This is a genomic window from Priestia sp. SIMBA_032, assembly GCF_046535215.1.
Taxonomy (GTDB): Bacteria; Bacillota; Bacilli; order Bacillales; family Bacillaceae_H; genus Priestia; species Priestia aryabhattai.
This window is the reverse complement of the sequence record NZ_JAWRXD010000947.1, coordinates 1-261: the sequence shown is the minus strand read 5'-3', so window position 1 is coordinate 261 and position 261 is coordinate 1. Positions and strand designations below refer to the sequence as shown.

Below are 261 nucleotides of genomic sequence, written 5' to 3'. Positions count from 1 at the left end.
CGATGAGTTCGTCGTCTTCGACATGGCCGGCTTCGGCCGCATCGGCCTCTCGATCTGCTACGACGCCTGGTTCCCGGAGTCCAGCCGCCACTTGGCCTGGATGGGCGCGGAGCTCATCCTGAACCTGGTGCAGACGCCGACCTCCGACCGCGCGCAGGAGATCACCATCGCCAAGGCGAACGCCATCGTGAACCAGGTCTTCGTCGCGAGCGTCAACGCCGCGGCACCGAACGGTCTCGGGCAGAGCCTCCTCGTCGACCC

Annotated in this window: 1 protein-coding gene; it reads left to right on the top strand. The window is 67.0% G+C overall.

Features of this window, described 5'->3' with window-relative positions; translation table 11 throughout:
- On the top strand, positions 1 to 261 hold a 261-nt coding region (locus tag SB717_RS37135), incomplete at both ends, for a carbon-nitrogen hydrolase family protein (protein WP_410908104.1).